The sequence below is a fragment of the Lysinibacillus sphaericus genome, assembly GCF_006864135.1.
Lineage (GTDB): Bacteria > Bacillota > Bacilli > Bacillales_A > Planococcaceae > Lysinibacillus.
Map to the genome: position 1 here is coordinate 150,530 of NZ_SADV01000003.1, position 21,350 is coordinate 171,879.

Below are 21,350 nucleotides of genomic sequence, written 5' to 3' on the forward strand. Positions count from 1 at the left end.
CTCCTTATTAATTACTGCTGCTATCTGCCATCAATTTATACCATCTACAAATAGTATTTTCTACGATATTAATAAGGGCATATAGCCCTCCTCCTAATAAAGCTAGCCCTATTACACCTGCATACATAGCTAAGTAATCTCTACTATCCATTCGATTTAAAATGTAATAACCTAATCCACTAAATGATGCAAAGGTTTCAGCTATAAATAGGATTGCTAATGCTGTTCCTAATGAAGCTCGCAAGGAAGTCATTACGCTCGGTATGCAATAGGGTAGTGTCAAATGGCACAGTGTTTGTAGTTTTGTAGCGTTCAATGATTGAATAACTTGTTTCTGAGAATAAGGAATTCCTTTTGCGGCATCACGAATTACTACTACCAATTGAAAATAAAGAACAAAGGCAATTAACATGATTTTTGGGACATCCCCTAATCCAAATAGCACGAGAATAATTGGTAAAAAAACAACCTTTGGGATAGGATAAAGCACATATAATAAAGGACTTAATAAAAGATCTATCTTTTTATTCCACCCCATAAGTAAACCTGTAGGAATCGCGAAAAAGAGAGCACAGATTATACCGATACCTACTCGATAACTACTTATGAAAAAATGCTGTGTTAATTCACCACTAGTTACTACTGTTAAAAATGATTGTCCCGCTTCAAAAGGTGTAGGTAAAAAAGCTTTATTCAATGAGATGCTAGATAGATGCCATAATAAAATAATGATAATGGTAGCGATGGCTATACTATATGTCTTCTTCACACGGCTCTCCCTTTAGTAATTGTTTAATTCGTTGTTGTTGACGATACATGAAAGCAGGATTACGTCGCTCCTCTATCTGATAATCATTCTCAATGGTGCCTGCAATTGTTTTTCCATTCGCGTGAAAGACGACGATGCGATCGCTCATCATCAACGCTTCATCAATGTTATGTGTCACAAATAGTAGCGTTAAATTTCTTTCATGACGTATTTTCTGCAATGTTAGTATTAATTGCTCCTTCGTTAAAATATCTAACGCTGAAAATGGCTCGTCCATTAACAAAACTTTTGGCTTTTGGATTAAAGCTCTCCCTATTGCAACCCTTTGCTGCTGTCCCCCGGACAGTTGAAAAGGATAACTGTACTGCTGATTGTGAATATTCAATTGTGATAAAATAAATTGTGTCTCTTTTTCCCGTTCCTGCTTGGGTCGTTTGGCAAGCTTTAAAGGGAGAGCTATATTATCTTTCACCCTTTTCCATTGGAACAGGCCGTAATTTTGAAAAATAATCGCTATCTCCTGCTGTGGTCCTTTCAATTCTTTTCCATCAAAATAAACGGTTCCATTACTCGGTTTTTCCAAACCAGCTACAATTTTTAATAAAGAGGATTTCCCACTACCAGAAACACCAACAATAGCTACACATTCACCAGAAGATATTTGAAGGTTAATGTTTTGCAGGACATTAACCGTACCTGAGGCTGTCTTGTACGCTAAGTCAACATGCTGAATTCTATACACGACATATCCCCCTTTTTATTGTTCTTCCAATGACGTTTCTACTAGATCTTCATATGGAAAAGCTTTGTCCAATAATCCTCTGGAAACTAACCAATCAGATATACGCTCGACATTTTCTTGTGCTGGCACACAATTAGGAGTAAAAACTGGAATTGCATAATGCCCTTTTAAAATTTCCGGTACGTTTGCCACTTTTAGAGCAAGTTCAAAGTATTTTTCTGGGTGCTGATTTAACTGTTTAATCGCTTCGTTGTAAGCTCTTAGGAAGTTTTCAATCACAGCTCTATTTTCTGTTATGTTTTTTTGTGTCATAAGGATGACTGATTGGGAAAAGTTCTCTCCAAGTGTTGTATCATCAATGACAATATTTGCACCTTGTGCAACAGCATAGCTTGCCAATGGCTCAGGTAATATAGCTGCTTGCGCTTCTTTTCCAGCTAATACTGTATCTACACGTAATGAAAGATTCGGAAGATGAATTTTCGTTATTTCAGAAGAATCTAGTTTCAAATGTCGTTCATATTGCTCAATTAAATAATCCATCATTGTATTCTCAGAGATCATGACAGATTGCCCTACTAGCTGCTTCGGTTCAACAATAGAGCTATGTGGAGAAGAAATGACTAAAAATCTTCCTTCCTTCTCCGTCGCACCTAATGCTAATGCAATCGTTTTAACATCAATGCCCCCCTTTTTTATTAAATTTTGAACGATCATATCAGTCATCATGCCATCTAGTTCACCAGCCTCCATCGCCTTCGATTGATCAGAGGCACTGCCAAACTCTATAAGTTCAACATACGCACCATATTTTTGGAAAAGCTGATCCTTCTCTGCAACATAAAGAGGCAGACTATCATCGATACGCAACACACCTATTTTTAGTGAAGAATGCTTGGTCATTTTTGTATCTTCCCTACACCCACTTATGAAAGCCAAAATGACAATCATAAAAATTATTCGAGAAAGGTGATATTGTCTCATAGAGCACCTTCCTCCATAGTGACACTGTTTTCCTCAACGAATGCTGCTAGTTGTTCAAGACGTGAATAAGTGAATAATGTTTGAATAGAAAGCGCTATATTAAATTTCTCCTTTATTTTTCCGATGATTTGAATGGCCATTAAAGAATTACCTCCACATGCGAAGAAATCATCATCAATTCCAGGATGTGAATAAGACAATATTTCTTCCCAAATATTCGCTATTTCTTTTTGCATCTCTGTAAAAGGCTCTCTATATTCAGATGACTCCTCTTGCTCTAGAGGTAACTGTTGTAAAAGTTTACGGTTAACTTTTCCGTTCTCTGACAGTGGCATTTTATCAATATATTTGTACACAGTAGGTAACAAATAATTAGGTAATTTTTGTGCCAATAAATTTTTGGTTTGTTCAATAGTTAGACCATTTTGTTCATCTTCTAATACTACATATGCCACTAATATTGTTGCTCCATTACGTTTATGAACAATTGTTGCCGCTTCCTTCACAGTAGGCAATTTAGCTAGGTGATAATCTATTTCACCTATTTCAACCCGATAGCCATTTAGTTTAATTTGTGAATCTGCTCTCCCTAAAAATTCAATATTGCCATCAGGTAAATATCGCCCTAAATCTCCTGTATCATATAGACGTTCATTTGTAATTGGGTGAAGTAAAAATTGGTCATTTGTCCGCTCTTCATTTTTCCAATACCCCATAGCAAGTCCTAATCCTCCGATATACAATTTCCCTGGTACATTCACAGGACAAGCTGCCATTTGATCATTTAGTATATAGTAATACTGATTGGCTAAAGGTTTGCCATAAGGTATGCTCTTCCAATCCCTATTTACTGTTTGTATATCGAAACTATTTGACCATATAGACGCCTCCGTCGCACCACCTAATCCCAATATTCGAGTCTTTGGCGCAATTTCCCAAACATCTGTAGGCAAGCTTAATGAAATCCAGTCACCACTCAATAACACAGCCCTTAGTGTTGGATACTGAGCAGACTCTATATTCCTACTATATTCTGTTAACATTTGCATAAAGGCCGGCACTGTATTCCAAATGGAGATGTGATGATTTTGTATTAATTTTTTCCAATATGCAGGTTCTTTTACATGCTCCGCTTTTGGTATAACAATTCCACCACCAGCAGCAAGTATGCCAAAAATATCGTATACGGATAAATCAAACGTTAGGTTAGATAACGCAAGAATACGATCCTCCGTACAAACAGCAAGTCGATGATTAATATCTAATACTGTATTTACTGCACCTCTATGATCAATCATGACACCCTTCGGCTTACCAGTAGAACCCGAAGTATAAATGACATACGCTAAATCTGAAGGCAACAAGTCAGGACTATCGACTAGACATTCTTGATGTGCCCATTTAGCATCAACGACCGTCACATGATAATCATTTAGGAAGGGTAGCTGTGTGAGTATATGTGCTTGTGTTACTATAGATTGAACTTCTCCTTCTTTTAAAAGAAATTCCATCCGTTCAATAGGCGTTGTACAATCAATCGGTAAATATGCCTTCCCTGCTTTAATAATCCCCAATGCAGCTACTATTTGTTCCCATCCTTTTTCCATAACAATAGCAACTAATTTCCCTTTAGTACTATCCCGTTCAAGTAATGATTGAGCAGTATGATTTTTTAAATGACATAGCTGTTGATACGTAATAGTTTTTTCTTCTGAGAACACTGCGATATTAGTAGGATTTTCAGCTATTTGTTTTTCAACAAGACTTAACAACGTCTCATTTGATATTTCTGTGTCCTGCCCTTTAATTTTTCCTACTTGCTCTTGAGATGGTAACCGCACAAGACTTCCAATTCTTTTTTTCCATAAATTTTCCTTCGTAGAAAGCTCTTTTAAAATACTGCTGTATGCCTCAAACATGCCAATGACTAAATGCTGTGGGAAAATCTCCTCTATTGCATCCCAGCTTAGCCATAGTTCACCTTTTTGCTCTGAAACTTGATGATCAAGCCAAACTTGAGGAGTTTGAGATAATCCATATACAATATCTCCTAAATAGCCACCCATTGTTGTTGCCCCATTATTTTTTTCAAGCCCTAATCCACTCGTAAAGACAAATGGCATCATTATGCCCATTTGACGATTCCACTTTTTAGCTAGTGCACGCTCTACATATACACCACCCACATAAGGATGCTCTAAATCCTGCAATAGTTGCTTTTGAACATTTCTAGCACGTTCTAAAAAAGATTCTCCTTTTGACATATCAATAGATAAAAGATTAAGCGATGTAAAGTCACCTATAAGCTGTTCTACATCCGGTTCAAATAGCACACGATGGAAACGAGTAAGATTTATTGTAAATTTTGGTTGACTACTCCATCTTGCTAAAGTTTCTGCATAAGCAGCGATTAACAAGGATGCTGGAGACAAGTTCATTTTGGTAGCTAATTGCTTTAAGGCTAGCCATTGCTGTGAAGATAGTTTCTCTTCATATCTCGTAAACTTACAGTTAGATAAATCTCCTTTATAATCAAGTAGAGGTAAATCTGGTGCAGGGTACATATTATCAATACGTTGATTCCAATATTGCATATCCTGCTCATACATTTCTGTTTCCCGAATTTTTTCATAAGCCAATATATAATCTCTGAATGTAGATTGAAGCACTTGTAGTTTTGCAGAAGAATCATCATATAGGCGCTTCCACTCTTTAAATAAATAGAACATACTAAAACCATCAAAAATAATATTGTCAAAACTAATATGTAGTCTTGTTTTATGTTCATTTATAGTCGACATTCGAATATCAAACAATGGCCACTCACTTGGATTAAATGTTTGATGCTCCATCTCACTTCGCACTAATGTAAGCTGTTCTTTTTGCTGTTCTGTTGAAAGATTTGTAAGATTGTACGATGCAATAGAATAGTACTCTACAAACTCTTGAACCTGTTGGTGTTGTCCATCATTTAAAATGACGGCCCTCATCATATCATGATGTTGTATGAGACGATTCCATATTTGTTCCACTCTTACATGATTTAGAGCTGGGCAATCCATTTCAAAATAGCAGTGAGTGGATACATCACCGTATGCATAAATACCACTACGACCTAGCCAATATGCTTGTTGAACTTCTGTTATTGGAAATGGCTCGAAACGATCCCGCTCATTAGGCACTATAGTTGGTAGCTTTTTCTCCGTTTCTTCGTTTGTCTTTTGTAGCACTAATTCCTCTAATAACAGTGCCATCTGTTGAAAAACAGGTTGATTGAAGATTGCTTCTAAGCTAATTTTGACAGCAAATTGCTCTTTTATTTTTGCACTAAGCTGAGTAGCTAATAATGAATCCCCGCCTAGCTCAAAGTAATGATCACGGATGCCAATTGCATCTACCCCTAATACTTCGGTCCATATTTCTGCTAACCTTATTTCGATTGGGGTTGCTGGTGCAATAAATTCTTTTGTAGCTAAATTGACTTGCTCAATTTCAGGGATTGGTAATGCTGCTCGATTCACTTTGCCATTGGCCGTAATAGGTAACTCCTCTAATGGAATAATTACATGAGGAATCATATAACTTGGTAATCGTTTTTCTAAATAATGTTTAAGTGGCTCTAGCTGGAATTCTGAAAATGATTGTCTTTCAACTTGAGCTACAAATAAATACTGAGTAAAGGCTGTATCAATAGGCTGAAGCGTAATATTTGTAAAGCCCTCTTCTTTAAAAATAGAGAGCCAACGGTCTTCCGATAGTAATGGAAGACATGTCTTTTCCCGTTCATCCTTATAATGTGTAAAACCATCTTCTAAAAATGCTGTACTGACTAATTGCAGAGGATTATTCTCCGTCATTTCTAAATTAACGAATAGCCCACCATGCTTTAATAACTTCTTTAAATCTTTAAGTGAATTTCTAATATGGACTGCTCTATGCAAAGAGTGCGACGCCACAATCAAATCATATTCACCATCTATAAAACCTTGAGAAATTGGACATTTATTTATATCAAGTACTTTAAAATGGATATTGGGCTGTAAACCTACTATTTTTTGAACACGATTTATAAAGTAGTTGGACTCATCTGTAGCAGTATAATGAATCTCATCTTTTGAAAAAGTCTCTGCTAGCATACGAAGTGTGTTCGTATGACGCACCCCAACCTCTAATATTTTGAGTGGTGCTTGGCGTTCTGTTCGATTACTTAAAACGGTTTGAATCAGAGTCGCTATTAAATCCTGCTGTTTTTTTCCATCAGACATGTTTTCAGTCAATTGTTCTAAAGGATGTATGTTATGATGAAGTAATAATTCTAAAGGCTCTAGTTCACCCGTTAAAAGTGCATAGCTTTTTTCAAAAAAGTCAGAAACAAACGCCCTTATATATGTTGTTTGCATTTTCTCTAAACTACTAAACTGTTCTTCACTATTAACGATTAAACATTGTTTATTATGAATAGTAGATCCTTCACAAGAAACTAAATTGTTTTTTTCTAAAAAACTAAACCATTGATATATTAAACTTTGATATCTGCTGTTAATTTTTTCTCGCTCTATTATTTTTAAAATATTGTAACGAACATCTTTTTCTAGCGGAAATCCTAATTCGGAAATTATTTTACTAATCATTTCCATAGTAAGATATTCGCAATAATCCTTTAACGACCGATAACGATTTTCATTCTCATTGTAAGTTTTAGTAAAATCCCCATTCTCTTTTAATTGAACAATATAAGACCAATCAATCATTGGTTTATTATATGTAATAGTTTGTGCTTGCTCTTTTTCAGAACTACTTACAATATAAGCGGCTAAATATTGGTTTTCCTCTCCTCTGACCGTGACAGCAGCATCCTCAACTATTTCATAACTTCTAATAGCACTTTCGATTTCACCTAATTCAATACGGTGACCCCGTACCTTTACCTGTGAATCATTTCTTCCTAAAAACTCGATAAGGCCGTTGTTCCAAAATCGACCGATATCCCCTGTCTTATACCAACGAATACCTTTCTCTTCAATAAAACGTTCAGTAGTTAATTGTGGCTCTCCTACGTATCCTTTGGCTACACCGGCACCTCCTATCCACAGCTCTCCTGCTTTCCAACTCGGACAGTCTTCCCCATTTGTATCAATAATTCTATAAAACTGATTTTTCAGGGGTCTTCCATAAGGGATTGAACGCCAACTTGCTGGTATTGGATGATTGACATCATAATAATTGGACCAAATTGCCGCTTCTGTCGCACCGCCCATTGCTACTAATAGCCCTTTCGGTGCTACTTTTAACAGTCTCTCAGGAATATCTAAACTAATCCAATCTCCTGACAACATCACAATACGTAAATCCTGACAAATCGTTTTTAAGCTCTCGGCCTCTATTAAAAACATTTTCAATAATGCAGGTACGGAATTCCATAATGTAATACGGTAATTACATATTAACTTTAACCAAATATCTGCGTTTCGAGCCGTATCTTCTGATATAAGGACAAGGCTACCACCAACACTTAAAAGACCAAATATATCATATATAGATAAATCAAAATCTAATGATGATAATGCTAGAATACGATCTTCTTTGCTAATATCATATTTTTTATTAATATCTGCAATTGTATTCCAAGCGGCCTTATGACTAATTTCTACACCTTTTGGTTCTCCCGTTGAACCTGATGTGAAAATAATATAAGCAGAACTGTTTACATCTACTTTAGGAAACTTCACATGACCAAATTGATGTATCTGTTCCATCATAATAACTTGTACTTGTTCAATATCTTGGTACTTTTCTTCGTAGGAGGCCGTTGTTAGAATAAAAGAAACATTTGCCTTCTCAATAATTTTTTTATAACGTTCAATCGGCTGTGTCACATGTACAGGAACATAACAGCCTCCAATAGCTAGTACTCCTAAAATCGCTTGTATTTGCTCTAATCCTCTTGGCAATGAAATAGCTACTCGATCACCTTGTTTAAAACCATTATGTAACAGGGCCGCAGCAACCCTTTCCGCTTGTAATGACAGTGTCTCATAACTAACTTCTTTATGACTTATACCATCTATAAGCGCTATAACTTGTGGTTGTTGCTTTGCTTTTTCGAAGAAAGACGTGTGCAAGCCTTGAGCATGATCTTCTATTGTGGCATTATCAATTAATTGACGTCTTACTTCTTGTGCTTTTGTTTCGATAGCTGGCTGTTGAAGCCAATGCTGTTCATCTTCAATTAACCAATCAATAGTTTTGATAAACAGTTCAAACATGTCATCCAACAAACCTGAAGGGAATAATTCATCTAAACCATCCCAAATACATAACAAACCATCATCCATATCAAACATTTGGAAATCCAACCAAACTTGTGGCGTTTGTGAAATCATATAATGAATAGTACCAAATGCATCTTTAAACTCCTCATTTATAAGTGGTACGCCTAAATTACATGAAAAAACTATCGGAGCAAACACTTTTTCATCTGGGAAATACTTAGCCATATCCCGTTGAATTTTCACACCTGAATAAGCGGTATAGTTTAAATCTTGATGAAATTGCTGTTGTAAACTTTTCGTAAATGCTAAAAAATGTTGGCGATTTTCACTATCGACTTCCAATAATAGTAGCGTAGTAAAATCAGCTACAACTTGCTCTATCTCTTCAGACAAAGTATCTCGGTTAAACAATGGAATATTAATAATAAAACGAGATTCACTGCTCCATTTACTTAATGTATAGGCATAAGCTGCTAACAATACCATTGCAGGTGTGACGTTATGGTGTGAGGCAGTCAATTTAAGCTTACTCCAAGTTTGTTCTTCTAAAAAATGCTCCCTTCTTGTAAATTTAGGGGTGTGTTGTATCAACTCAGCATTGTTTGATAACGGTAGTTTTGGACCTAATGGCAAAGTAGTTAACCTGTTTTTCCAATAAGCCTCTGCGTAACTTTCTTCATTGGCAATTGCTAGTGCTTTATCATGGAGATATTTTGCAAAGTTCCAATTTTCAGGTGCCTTCGGTTTTTGCTGTCTAGAATAAGCTGCCGCTAAATCTCTTAAAATGATTTGGAAACTTTGAACATCAGCTACAAGTAAGTCTATATCGAAATGGAGACGAGTTTTACCATTTGGTAATAGGGATAGCTGTAAGCAAGCTACTTCCCCTTGATCAATTGCCAATAGCCGGTGTGAGGTATTAGCGCGAATAGTTTCTAGCTTTTTGCTAATCTCGACTTGCGAGCAAGTTGTAAAATCGTGGACATCAATAGTTGTAAAAGGTGATTCTTTTAAAATTTGCTGTTGACCATCTTCTGTATATTTGACACGGAGCATAGGATGATGCTGAATTATTAATGCCCATGCTGCTTTAAGCCGCTCTATATCAATTTTCCGCCCATCAATTTCCATATAACCATGACAGCCATTTCCACCTAAATATTGACCGCTTTGTCGTCCAACCCAATAAGCATACTGTACATCTGTTAATGGAAAAGGTTCATACATATTAGCTACTGTCTTACCTTGATTTTCTAATAGTTCGTTATCATTATTAATTGTATATACATAGTCTCTATTTATTAATTTATTCCAAGCACTTAAATACGGCTCGGATATTAATTCTTTAAAGGTAATTGTTACCCCAACTTTTTTTAGTTTGCCAACTAATTTCATCACTTGTAAGGAGTTTAAGCCTAATTCTAATAAATTTTGATCCTCATGTATTTCTTTCTGTATACCGAGTAGATGATTGACTTCCAACGCTAGACTTTGGATATTATCTAGATCATTCTTTAATCTCAATACTTTGACACCTCTCTTTCTATAGTAATTTGTTTTAATTTGTTCTTATCAACCTTCCCTACATTTATAAATGGTAACCGCTCTACATATATGATTTGATCTGGAAGTTTATATTGAGCAACGCCTAGTTGGATTAGAAAACTACATATCTCATCTCGTTCAATTCTTTGTCCATCCGTAACTAAAAATGCACAAATGTTCTCTCCTAACTCTTTATCTGGCAAACCGATAACAGCTACATCTTTAATAATTGGATGTGCTCGTAGAAAGCTTTCGATTTCAGAAGGTATAATATTTTCACCTGCACGATTAATTTGTTCCCTTACTCTACCAACAATTTGTATATTCCCCTCTGGTGTTATACGTGCTTTATCACCAGTACGTAAAAAATAATTTATTGTGAAAATATCAGCATTTAAAGCAGGTGCTTGATAGTAGCCCCCAAATGTATACGGTCCTTTTGCCACCAATTCCCCAAGCTCACCTTGAGGAACTTCTCTTCCTAGCTCATCTATAATCTTTATTTCATCACCTAAAGAAATTGCTCGCCCTTGACAGCTCGTAACAGTTTCTATAGGATCATTTAATGCTGTGAAGCAAGTTATTCCTTCCCCTAATCCATATCCTTGTTGTATTTTACATTGAAATTTATCCATAAAATGAACAGCTGTTTTTTGCTCTATGTGAGCAGCACCAATTAAAACAACCTCTAAACTCGACATATCCAATTCTTCATACCATTCAAAAGCTTCTAACCATAAGCTAGCTATTGTTGGTACAATTGAGGTATGTGTCACACGTTCCTTTTCTATTTCTTGAAATGCTTCATCAAAGCTAGAAGTTTGACATAATACCACTTTGCCTCCTGTAAAAAGAGTGCCTAATATGCCTGGAGAGCATAACGGATAATCATGTGAAATAGATAGTACTGCCATGTATACAGTTTCAGGAGTCATCCCACATTTTTCAGCAGAGGCTAGTGCATTGTAAGCATACGCCTCATGGATTTTCGGAATAATTTTCGGAATACCAGTAGTGCCACCAGACAATAAATATAACGCAGTATCTCTATAATGTGGTAAATCACTAACCACTAATGAATAGCTACTTTCTTTAAGCTGATCTAATGTTACATGTGTAAAAGTTGCTGGCCACTGTACGGTAGATTTACCAACCGTCACAATATATCGAATACTTTTATGCAGAGGGATGATTTGTGCAGCCATGCACTCATACTGAATACCAAGATGAGCGTTGCAACATATATATGCTATTGGCTGTACCATCTTTGCGATTGTATCAATTTCTATTTCTCTATGAGAAGGTAACATCAGAACAGGCTGCACACCTATTTTTAATAGACTAAATAATACAGTAATAAACTCAATTGTATTTGGTAATTGTAATAAAACTCGATCACCCTGCCGCCAACCTAATGACAAAAAGCCTGTCGATAATTGCTCCATTTCTTGAAGCAATTCTTGATAAGTTAGGCGTCGATTTCCTTCCACAACTGCTATGTTATGAGGAAATTGTTCAGCGATAATTTCTAGCTCCTCCACTAATGTTTTCTTTCTTAAGAAACCCAATTGCTCATATCGTTCAACCTCATGTAAATACCAATCCATTTGTGAAGACATGCTTTTCGCTCCCTTCCTCTCCTCTATAAAATACATTTTGTTATACGCTACTTAATTGATGTTCCTTTCTCCACATTGCTGCATATTTGCCTTCTTTAGCAATGAGCTTTTCATGTGAACCTTCTTCTACGATTTGTCCTTCATTAACAACTAGGATTTTGTCTGCATTTTTTATAATGGAAAGCGTATGGGCAATCATCACAACCGTTTTTTTCTTTGTCAAAAGATTTTTAATCGCTTCTTTTACAGCCAGCTCATTCTCGATATCTAACGACGCTGTTGCTTCATCTAATAAAAGTATTGGGCTGTCCTTTAAAATAGCACGTGCAATGGATATACGTTGTCTTTCACCGCCCGATAGCTTATTACCATTTTCTCCAACAATTGTGTCATAGCCATACTCTAATTTCTCAATAAAATCATGGCAGTTTGCTTCTTTCGCAGCATTAATAATTTCTTGTTCTGTCGCTTCTGGCTTTGCATAGCGAATATTATTTAAAATCGTATCATTAAACAAAAATATATCTTGGTCGACTAGTGAAATTTTCTGCAATACTTTTTCAGAAGCAATCGATTGAATAACTTGCTGACCGATTAATATATCACCGCGTTCAGGCTCATAGTATTTTGTTATTAAATTTAAAATAGTTGATTTTCCCGAACCCGATGGTCCAACAATCGCCACAAACTGTGAAGAATCAATTTCAAAATTGACATTTCGTAGTATAGGTTCCCCTTGGTTATAAGCGAAATTCACATTTTGAAAAGCTATACTATACTGTTCAGGTTCAAAAGAAGTCTCATTTGATAACTCTTCCACCTCTTCTATGACACACTCAATTTGTCTTTTTGCAATCATTAAGTTTTTATAAGAGGTTATATCAATAAAAAGTGTGCCAAATAATTTGCATGTAAATAAAGGGGAAATGCTAATTAGAAAGAAAGAAGACGCATCTAAATTCCCTTCCAGCCATTGATGTCCTGCTAAATAAAGAACAATCGGTAAACTTAGCCAACACAAAATACTAAACGTTGTACCAATTGGAATTACTTTAATCTCATATAAATAACTAACATCACTATAGTCCTTCATTGATGAGGTTGTTGCTTTATTTTTAACACCACCCAAACCAAATGATCGCAACGTTTGAATACCATTTATATACTCAACTACAGCACTTGTGTTACTCGTCATAATATTTTTCTTTTGATTTCCGTATTTTTTTACCATTAAAAAGGACAAGTAAAGAGTTGGTATTAACAATAAACCTGAACATAACAGAACTACTCCAGCAGGTATATAAATAGTCGAAATAAAGCCAATTAGCAGTAAAGTAAATGAAGAATTTTTTATAATATCTCCTATTTTATGAGTCAAAATATTTTCATAATTATTGACACTTGTTGTCGTTGCATTAATGTACTCTCCTGTTTGTGCCTTCGTAAAGGAGGAAAGCGGTATTTTTTTCATTTTATCGCCCAGTGTCAAGCGAAGAATTCTACTAATCTGGGCACCTCCGATTTGCCCTCTCGTATAACCAAACGCGTAGATGATTAAACGAATAACAAAAACAGCGCCTAACAATGACAGAATTCGAGTTAACAAGTTCATCGTTAATTGCTCTGTTATTAAAGCATTAATCGTGTAATATAGTACGATAAAATTAAAACCAGCTAGCATACCCTCGATGACATTGAAAACAATAGAAAGATAAAAAGAAGCATTTTTGGTAAATGCATTTTTTTTGTCCATACTTAAGTCTCCTTCATAAATAGGCTTTCCCTTGAAAGACCCTTTTTTTCTACAAGTACAACATCGTTAAAATTCATACGTAATTTCTCTAGCTTTACTATAATCCTGCCAAGTCTTTTTATATGAAGGGTTTTCTTCTAGCATTTCTTGATGCGTTCCACATGCTTGTAGTGTTTGATTATTTACAATTGCCACTCGATCACAATGCTTAATAATACCAAGACGGTGTGCAATGATAATTACTGTTTTACCAACACAAAGTTCAGCAATGGCTTGATCAATCTCGGCCTGATTTTCTGGGTCTGCTGCGGATGTTGCTTCATCTAATATTAAAATCGGTGCATCTTTTAAAATGGCACGTGCAATAGCAATTCGCTGCTTTTCTCCACCAGAAAATCTAGTTCCAAAACTCCCTACCCTCGTATCGTAACCATCAGGTAATGAAATAATAAAATCATCTATTTGCGCTTTTTTCGCCGCAGTTCTTACCTCATCGAGTGTGGCATTAGAACCCATGACAATGTTTTCAAACACTGTACCACTTGTTAAAAAGGTCTTTTGGAAAACTGTTGTTATATTTTTTAATAATTCCTCATAATCAATATCCTTCACATTTTGATTACCAATCAAAACTTCTCCTTGCTGAACATCATTAAAGCGTGAAATTAACTGTACAATGGTGCTTTTCCCAGAACCTGAGTCACCTACAATAGCTATTTTTTCATTTTCAGCAATAGACAGATTCACATTCTTTAAATGTTCTTTTTGGCCATCATAAGAGTAATTGACATTTCTTAGTTCGATATTGTAATTGTTCGGAAATGCTTGCCCTTGCCCAAAAACAGGTGTTTCTAAAAAGGCTACGCATTTCTTTACAGCATTTAAAACCTGTGCAAAGTTTGAACCTAATTCCTGTAAAGGTCGTAATTCTGTTAAATACAATGAGCCTACAAATGCAAAAAGAATAAAGACACTTCCTGTTAAACTACCATTTAAAAACCACATTCCACCAATAGGTACCATAAGGAGTAAGCCACATTCTATAATAATGACAAAGCTCGCATATGGTGGACCCATTTTCAAAGATATTTTTTTCCAGATATTAAATTCATCATCTACGGCGTTTGTAAACTTTTTAAATGATGAACTACTCATGTTATATGCCTTAATTAAACGCATTCCTTGAATATATTCGATAATGATTGCATTTAGATTGGCTATGGAACGTGCTCCTCGATCCATTAATTGATTCGTCCCCCGAAACATTATTGCCATTACTGCCACTGCAACAATTAATGGAATAAACGAAATAAGCGCTAACGGTACGTTAACTGTACATAAATAGATGAAGACAGCAATTGGACCACTCAAGTAAAACACTAACTCTGGTAAATGATGTGCTAAAAATAACTCTAGCTTTTCAATTTCTTCATTTAATAGTGTTTTAATTTCTCCTGTATTTCGTTCATTTAAAGAACCTAGTGAAACTTGCGCCATATGCTCTGTTACTTGACAACGCACTTTAAATAACGTTCGATAGGCACCCTTATGCGATAGGGTACCAGAAATAGCAAAGAGCCCAAATCGAACAATTATCGAAATAGCCAAAATCAATAAATTGTGAATTAACAAAGCTTCTGTTAAATTATTGTGATAGACTTGCTCAATTATTTGATAAATAATGAAATAAGGTACAATTGTCGAAAGACCACTAATTAAAGAACATAAAACAGACAAATATAAATATTTTTTATCCTTTCCAGCCCAAGAAAGAAGCATAAAGATCGGATTTTTATTTTGTTTTACAACTTTCCCCATTATCGTTCAGCCCTTCCCTTGCATCGTAATTTTGTATCGTACATTTCTCTGCACATTGCAGGTCAGTTACGTTAGATCCATTCCCTGCTATCTAGTGAAAGTTTCAATTGTATACTCATGATTTTCTTTATTTAACTTATAATCATCTTGCTTCTTTCCATCTCCGAAGCGAAGTATACGATGACAGCAAGATGCTATAAATTCTAAGTCATGTGTAATGACAAAAATAATTTTATTAGCCTCCGCTAAATTCTGTAAAATACTAGAAACCTTTTGCATACTGTCAAAATCTAATCCACTTGTCGGTTCATCAAACACTATAATTTCTTTTTCACTTATTAAACTTGCAGCTACAGCAAGTCTCTGTTTTTGTCCTCCTGATAATGTATTCGGGTGTCGATTGACCAGTTCTAATAAATCCATTTCCTCCAATACTTTTCGTACTAAATTCGGATTGAGATTTTTCACCCCAAATACACATTCTTTTTCGACCGTTTCTGCGAATAACTGATAATTGACATCTTGCATGACCATATAGGAAAGCTGAGCCTGTTTTTTCAATGTTAGTTTTTGTTTATTAAAATAAATATTTCCTGATGATAGTTTATGTAGACCACATATCGCTCTAGCAAAGGTCGTTTTTCCTGCACCATTATGTCCTGTGATTGCAATTATTTCTCCGCTTTTTGCTGTGAATTGAATATTTTCTAATACCTTTCTTTTTTTGTGCGATATTGTGACATCCTTCACAACAAGCTCATGAACTTTTTGTTCAGCAGGTAGCGATTTATGTTGAAACTGTACATTGTCTAAATAAAGTGTGCGGAGTCCTAATTGCCTCAGTTGAAGATCTGAAAGCTGTAAAAAATCCTTTTGTGAGTAAACTGATACAATTTGCCCCTTATTTAATACAATGGCTCTATCAATTAATTCTTTTAAATAGTAAAGTCTATGCTCCGATACAATAATTGTTTTACCTTGCATTTTTAGTAATGCAATCATGTCTTTTAAATCCTCAATAGCAGCCGCATCTAAATTAGAGGAAGGCTCATCTAATACAAAAATATCGGGTGCTACAGCATATACACTTGCAAAAGCAATCTTTTGCTTTTCTCCCCCCGATAAATGAAAAATATTGCGTCGACGAAGCCTTTCTAAACGAAGCTCAGACGTAATTTGCCGCATTCGTTCTTCCATCATTTCTTTTGGATATGCCATATTTTCCATTCCAAATACAATCTCACTATCAGTATCCACATTAAAGAATTGTGACCTCGGATTTTGGAACACCGTCCCAACCTGTTCGCTTAATTCATACATTTTCCTATTTTCTACAGGTTGGTTATTTAACAACACTTGCCCTTTTAGCTTTCCAGCATAAAAATAAGGAATTAAACCGTTAATTGCTCGGATAATAGTTGTTTTACCACAGCCGCTTTTACCACACAGTAAAATGCACTGTCCTTTTTTGACATGAATATTTATATTTTCTATACCTTCACTTTTCTCATCTGTATAATGAAATGAATATTGCTCGATTTTCAACATATGAACACTCCTCTAAACACAAAAAATGTAAATATAAACATTACAATACAATCACTGAATTGGAATGACACATGTTGAAAGCAAGAACGCTCTTTCGGGTTTTCAATCCCTCTCGCTATGCTTGCAGCAGATAATTCATCAGCAATTTTTGAGGCTGCCATCAATAAAGGAACGTAAATACATTCAACCGTTTGCACAGGATTTTTTAGAAAACCTATTATGGAGGGTGAGATGCCTCTTAACTTCATAGCATCCTTTATATATCGCCAATCCTCACCAATCATTGGAAAATAGCGCAACATTACAGCTAATGGAATAATTACCTTTTTGGAAATTCTTATTTTTCCTAAAGCCGTCATAAATTCATTTATTTTTGTTGTTCCAACTAACAATCCACCCATTACAACGCACGGGAATATTTTCCTAATAAACATTGTAAATGATACAAACATTAGCTCCCACGCACCTGACAAAAACATTTCACTTACTAAGTGAACGCCTAGAATTAACCCGTAACCAAGCATCATTTTCAATGAAAAAGAAAACATTCCCATTAGAAAGCAAAGACTCAATATTATGGCTATTAAAATGCGTTCAAATTGAAAAGAAGGTGACAAAAAAACCGCTGCATTTACTAACAGTAGTAGATATATTTTCGTTCTTGGATCAAGTTTGAAGGTGAAAACATGCATATGCATATTGCCCTGCAATTCTTCTCCCTTATTCATAATTTCACCGCCCTACCTATGCAAGCACTCCTGATTTTTCAAACTGTTTTCTCAATAATTTTTTTCCCAATAAACCGCTGATCAAAGCGCATAGCATTGTGCCAACAAACATTGTTGGTAACATCCAATTTTGGGCAGTTGTTAACATCGTATCCATATAAGCTTGTTCTGTTCCTTGACCTACCAAATACTCCTTATACGCTTGTTGATTAAGCCACAACATTACGTAAGAACCCATTGGATGAAGTGCAAAAACAATATAGCTTAAAATATTTATTGAAATATTTTTATACTTACCAATCGCTGCTATTAATTCACCAATTATAGCTACTCCTATACAAGCTAATGACCATAACCAGTACATCCCTGTAACAAATGTAATAATCGCTAACAATATTCCTAAAATAAGAATAGGACCAAATTTTGGTACTTTAGCAATCATTAATAAATAAATAGGTCCCGTTAATAGAGCAGCGCCAGCTGGCATTAAAAACGTTAATACAGGATTGGGGGCAAAAAGGGCTGATCCAATCATCATGAATATAAAGAACAGTGCTGAGAAAATACCGACTGTAATTAAATCTTTAATACTTAAAGTTTTTTGTTGTATTGTTTGCGAATACATTTTTATACTTCCCTTCCTTCATATAGTAATTATTACTATATTTACTTTATTACATTGATAATGATTATCATTACCATTATAATGAATCGTAGTACATAAAAAAATAACTACACAATGTTTTCGTCTAATCAAGGAAGAGGAAAGTCTAATTGAGGAAAGGAGAAAACAGATGACATCTCATCATTTTAAACCTCTATTATTAGAGAATGGTTTTTCAAAATTTGACCAAATGAGCAAATATAACTCAGTGGGTACTACATATACAATCGATCCAACTTTAGGTAAAGGTTATTATTGGATATATCATTACAAGGAAATGTTTTCTATTCTTATTCATGATTTTTATTTTTTTGAGGATTATCAGTTAGAATTAACAATGCCTGAACTTTTAACCGTCTCATACTATGAATCTATTTCAGGTGAGGAGCTTAACCCTTACCAACAATTAAAGCCAGGTTATATAAGAAGTTATTGGGGAAAAGGAGAAAAATATAGCGCTATTATTCATAAAAATATTCCAGTACAATCAATCGGTATTGAGTTTACCCCTATTTTTTGTGATCAATTTCTAGTACATAAATATGGTGAAAAATATGTGAATCCACGTCAAGCATTAACAACACTAAAAGCCACAACTACTTTTCCAGAAATGGTAATCCTGTTTCGACAAATAGCGGCTTATCGTGGTGCTGATCTGACCTCTGCACTTTTTTATGAAGGGAAAGTATATGAAGCATTAGCCCTTATAATGGAACGTGTACTTTACAATGAAACTTGTCATTGCTCACAAATTTCTAAAGAAGATATTCACCAAATTGAGCACGTAGCCACTCATATAGAAAAGTACTACGCCCTACAACTAACTTTAGATCATTTAACTAAAATTTCTTGTATGGGTGCTACAAAATTAAAAAAATTATTTAAAGAAGTGTATCATTGCACAATTACGGAATATATTCAAAAACAACGTGTTCATCAGGCTGAGAAATTACTAGCTCATACAGAGCTCCCTATTAACGAAATTGCTCGAACAGTAGGCTATCAAAGTGCAGGTAGATTTTCAGAGTTATTTAAACGCTATGCCGATTTAACACCGAAAGAATATAGGCAGCAAATATTTAGAGGTTAAACATAGTAGGTGGTTACTGACCATCATAAAACTTGCTCTACTTCCCATTACAGATTCACATTTCGATAAATACCATTCAAAATTCACAGCTTTCATTTCAAATGACAAACAGAACAAACTTCAGCAATTCCATTTTAAAGATGACTATAACTCGAGGTTTATTAGCTGACATATTAGCTAGATATTTAATTTCAACAAATTTTAATATTGCCCCATCAGCTATCGAATTTGACAACTTGCTGTTCCAATGAGCAAATTGGATTAAAGCCGTTAGAAATAAACACTATTTATGAGATAACAGCCGACCATCGTATTAAAATGGGAAACACATTGAAGAGAGTTTCTCTAGGATTTTTTCATAAACATCGGACAGGTGACATTAATAGTGCGGTTACAACGGACCTATTATTTTTTGAAATGATGGGCATCAAAATGATCGATGTTGTAGTGAATGGATATATTATGACATTCACGATGATTCTTTTCTTACTACTATATCAACCAATTATGGCTTTAGTTGCTATTAGCGGTGTTGCCGTCTCTTCTCTCTTCTTAAGACTAATTCAAAATCATAGTAGAAAAAATGCTGTTTATCATCAAAAAAGTCAACATCAACTTGTGAGCGCTACATTAGAATATTTACGTGGGATGGCAGTCATTAAAAATTTTAATCAAGAAGGAATTGCATCTCGTAATGTACAGGAAGCCTTCCACAATAGCAAACAAGTCAATTTGATGATTCTGAAAGGCTTTGGGACTTTCAACGTTGGCCATCGAATGGCTCTGAAGCTTTCTTCCGTACTTCTCGTATTTGTTGGAGCCTATTTGGTTACGAATGGGGAAATGGTTCTAGCTGATATGTTTTTAATTACATTGTTTTCATTTGTAATGTTTGATAGCATTGAACCAATAAGCGATGCTATACATGTTCAAGAAACAATAGACAATACACTTGATAAACTTGAAACAATTGAAAACACGACATCCATTGATGAGAAAGGAGAAAATATCAATCTTAAACACTATAATATTCAGTTTGATAAAGTATCCTTCGCATACGATGAAAGACCCATCATTCAAGATGTAACTTTTACTATTAAAGAAGGGACAACCACTGCGATTGTCGGCCCATCAGGCTCAGGTAAAACGACTTTGTGCAATTTGATTGCTCGTTTTTATGATGTGAATAAAGGTTCTATATCTATTGATGGTATCAACATTCAAACGATAAAGCTAAATAACCTATTATCATCCATCAGCATGGTATTCCAAAAGGTATATTTGTTCAACGATACCATTTATAATAATATTCTTTTCGGAAATCCGAATGCTTCGAAAGACGAAATCATTGATGCAGCGACAAAAGCACAATGCCACGACTTTATTATGTCACTTGAAAACGGTTATGATACAGTTCTCACTGACGGTGGCTCTTCTCTATCAGGGGGTGAGAAACAACGAATCTCAATTGCACGTGCTATTTTGAAAAATGCACCTATTATTATATTAGATGAAGCGACTGCAAGTCTTGATCCTGAAAACGAAACGCTCCTTCAAGCTGCACTAGATGAATTAATTCAAGGAAAAATAACAATCATCATCGCTCACCGTCTATCCACGATACAAAATGCAAATCAAATTATTGTCATTGAAGACGGTAAAGTTATCCAAAAAGGGACGCATCATTCACTTATTAAAGAAGAAGGTGTGTATCGTCATTTTATTAATATTCGACAAGCTGCTGAGAATTGGAGGCTTTCAACATAGTTTATAGAAGGGGCTGTCTACCGACAGCCCCTTTAATGGGTGAATGCTCTA

General features: G+C 35.1%; 12 protein-coding genes and 2 pseudogenes. 2 read left to right on the forward strand and 12 right to left on the reverse strand.

What is annotated here, in order from left to right:
• Nucleotides 1-7 precede the first annotated feature (7 nt).
• The 12 genes and pseudogenes from C7Y47_RS05010 to C7Y47_RS05055 form a co-directional block, all read right to left on the reverse strand.
• On the reverse strand, nt 8-769 hold the full coding sequence (locus C7Y47_RS05010) for an ABC transporter permease (RefSeq protein ID WP_142507755.1): 762 nt from the start codon (nt 767-769) through the stop codon (nt 8-10).
• On the reverse strand, nt 753-1,511 hold the full coding sequence (locus C7Y47_RS05015) for an ABC transporter ATP-binding protein (protein WP_142507756.1): 759 nt from the start codon (nt 1,509-1,511) through the stop codon (nt 753-755). The genes C7Y47_RS05010 and C7Y47_RS05015 overlap by 17 nt, the downstream gene beginning before the upstream one ends.
• Nucleotides 1,512-1,526: 15 nt before the next feature.
• The gene (locus tag C7Y47_RS05020; protein WP_221887665.1) at nt 1,527-2,414 is read right to left on the reverse strand and encodes an ABC transporter substrate-binding protein; all 888 of its coding nucleotides are present in this window, start codon (nt 2,412-2,414) and stop codon (nt 1,527-1,529) included.
• Between the two features lie 77 nt (nt 2,415-2,491).
• A complete protein-coding gene (locus C7Y47_RS26240; RefSeq protein ID WP_436970095.1) occupies nt 2,492-2,830 on the reverse strand; it encodes a phosphopantetheine-binding protein in 339 nt (112 codons plus the stop codon).
• A pseudogene (locus C7Y47_RS26245) lies at nt 2,819-4,336 on the reverse strand (amino acid adenylation domain-containing protein); the annotation flags it as partial. The pseudogene C7Y47_RS26245 and the gene C7Y47_RS26240, both read right to left, overlap by 12 nt.
• A 45-nt stretch (nt 4,337-4,381) precedes the next feature.
• A pseudogene (locus tag C7Y47_RS05025) lies at nt 4,382-10,291 on the reverse strand (amino acid adenylation domain-containing protein); the annotation flags it as partial.
• Nucleotides 10,288-11,931, reverse strand: a complete 1,644-nt coding sequence (locus C7Y47_RS05030; RefSeq protein ID WP_185903401.1) for a (2,3-dihydroxybenzoyl)adenylate synthase — start codon at nt 11,929-11,931, stop codon at nt 10,288-10,290. The gene C7Y47_RS05030 and the pseudogene C7Y47_RS05025, both read right to left, overlap by 4 nt.
• A gap of 40 nt (nt 11,932-11,971) precedes the next feature.
• Nucleotides 11,972-13,684 carry an ABC transporter ATP-binding protein gene (locus C7Y47_RS05035; RefSeq protein WP_142507760.1) on the reverse strand — a complete coding sequence of 571 codons (1,713 nt, stop codon included), beginning with the start codon at nt 13,682-13,684 and terminating at the stop codon, nt 11,972-11,974.
• Between the two features lie 66 nt (nt 13,685-13,750).
• Nucleotides 13,751-15,502, reverse strand: coding sequence for an ABC transporter ATP-binding protein (locus C7Y47_RS05040; protein ID WP_142507761.1), 1,752 nt, complete (start codon nt 15,500-15,502; stop codon nt 13,751-13,753).
• A gap of 87 nt (nt 15,503-15,589) precedes the next feature.
• Nucleotides 15,590-17,050, reverse strand: a complete 1,461-nt coding sequence (locus C7Y47_RS05045; protein WP_142507762.1) for an ABC transporter ATP-binding protein — start codon at nt 17,048-17,050, stop codon at nt 15,590-15,592.
• A complete protein-coding gene (locus C7Y47_RS05050; protein ID WP_142507763.1) occupies nt 17,044-17,778 on the reverse strand; it encodes an energy-coupling factor transporter transmembrane component T in 735 nt (244 codons plus the stop codon). Before C7Y47_RS05050 ends, C7Y47_RS05045 begins: the two co-directional genes overlap by 7 nt.
• A gap of 16 nt (nt 17,779-17,794) precedes the next feature.
• On the reverse strand, nt 17,795-18,403 hold the full coding sequence (locus tag C7Y47_RS05055; RefSeq protein WP_142507764.1) for an MptD family putative ECF transporter S component: 609 nt from the start codon (nt 18,401-18,403) through the stop codon (nt 17,795-17,797).
• Nucleotides 18,404-18,572: 169 nt separating this feature from the next.
• Here C7Y47_RS05055 and C7Y47_RS05060 point away from each other — a divergent pair, with 169 nt between their 5' ends.
• Complete coding sequence (locus tag C7Y47_RS05060) at nt 18,573-19,532, forward strand: helix-turn-helix transcriptional regulator (RefSeq protein WP_142507765.1); 960 nt, start codon at nt 18,573-18,575, stop codon at nt 19,530-19,532.
• Nucleotides 19,533-19,850: 318 nt separating this feature from the next.
• Complete coding sequence (locus tag C7Y47_RS05065) at nt 19,851-21,299, forward strand: ABC transporter ATP-binding protein (protein WP_142507931.1); 1,449 nt, start codon at nt 19,851-19,853, stop codon at nt 21,297-21,299.
• Nucleotides 21,300-21,350: the final 51 nt, after the last annotated feature.